General features: G+C 39.7%; 2 protein-coding genes. Both read left to right on the top strand.

The annotated features are described in order from the left end of the window. The coding region (locus tag A1SC_RS24350; protein WP_016261806.1) for an RHS repeat-associated core domain-containing protein at positions 1–522 on the top strand (522 nt) is incomplete at its 5' end. Between the two features lie 44 nt (positions 523–566). Beyond that, positions 567–1103, top strand: a complete 537-nt coding sequence (locus A1SC_RS20995) for a hypothetical protein (RefSeq protein ID WP_016261807.1) — start codon at positions 567–569, stop codon at positions 1101–1103. The last annotated feature ends 513 nt before the right edge of the window (positions 1104–1616 follow it).

Here is a 1616-nt window from a genome sequence, read left to right on the forward strand (position 1 = left end):
GGACAGTACCTCGACAGGGAAACGGGGCTGCACTACAATCTGCACCGTTACTATGATCCGGATGTCGGGCGGTTCATAGTAACGGATCCGATAGGCTTAAGGGGCGGGCTAAACTTATATGCTTATGCGCCTAATCCAGTAAGTTGGATCGATCCTCTGGGTTTGAGTTGTTTGAAACCTGAAAATGGATATTTGAGGGGTAAAGCTCATGGTATAAAATGGACGCAAAATGACGCTCTAAAAAGAGCGGAAGATCAAGCCAGAAAAACAGGTAGGGCACCACTACCTCAAGGTAAATGGGGAAGTAAAAGAGATTTAAAATATGCAGGCGAAAAAGCAGCTACATTACAGCCAGGGGAAATGAAAGATTTTCCAATAAATTCAGATCATTCGTCAGTTGTATTTAATCCTGATGGAACAATTGATATCCCAGATAAAATTCGCGTTCGTAATAATGGCGATGGTACTTTTCACGGATTCCCAATAAACTCGAAAACCGCTGAGCCTATATATACTGATTAAATTTAAGACCTTTTTATTCTTGTTGAACGGGTGTTGGAGGTAATATGTTTTCAATAGAAGTATTAGATGACTTTGTATTGGGAGAAAAGGATGAGGAGGATATAAGTGTATCTGAAGCAATCGAATCTATATATGTTGAATATACGCATGATATTGTTTTAAATTGGAATGAACACATTACGCGCTTAGATCGGAAAGGTGATATTAGTGAAATGTATAATGACATTATTCGAATGTTAAACGCCTTAACGGACAGGAATAAAAATTTTTTTTCAGTTTCATTTTTATCAAGTACTTTTACAGCTATATGGGATTTTGTCATAGATGCTAATATGTTAAATATTAAAGCAAAGTGGATTACAGTTTCATTTTTAGATGATAGTAGTGGTGATAGTGATAATTTGTATTCATTGAATATACCTATTGATATTTTTATCAGTGAGTGGAATAAATTACTGCTAATATTAAGGAATGATCTTGTCAAATGTGGATACAATGAATCACTCGAAGGGTTTTCATATCTAAAAAATTTAAGTGATTTTAAAATACCCGACAGGCACGGTATGGGAAACTGTCCGTGATGATGAACGCAAAGAAGAAAAGTACCTAAAGGTGGAGTTGGAGTATGGATACGATCTGCTAGGGCGACGGACGGGGAAACGGCTGTACCGGTGGCATGATGAGGGCGAAGCGGAACCGGCCCCGGAAAGGGGGCGTTTTTTCTGGGACGGGATGCGGCTGTGCGGTGAAGACAGCCCGGGTAAGGTCATAGAGGTTCAGCGGTGACAGCTATGAGCCGCTGGCCAGAGGGGATCGTTTTACCCTGCAGGTGATTAAACCGCAGGACACGCGCCCGCCGAAAACCACGGTATATTACTACCACACGGTGCTGAACGCCTGCCGGAAGCAATGACCAGTCAGGGAAAGATCACGTAACGCTGTTTTTTTGTACTAAATGATTCGCACTAAATGTTCAATAATTAAGATATTCCTTATTATCTAAAGCTGTTTTTCATTGCTTATACATGATCAAATACTCCTTACATAATTAAGGAGAACAAAATGGAACTTAAAAAATTGATGGAACATATTTC

Origin of the sequence: Escherichia sp. KTE52, from assembly GCF_000408325.1 — a bacterium.
Lineage (GTDB): Bacteria > Pseudomonadota > Gammaproteobacteria > Enterobacterales > Enterobacteriaceae > Escherichia > Escherichia marmotae.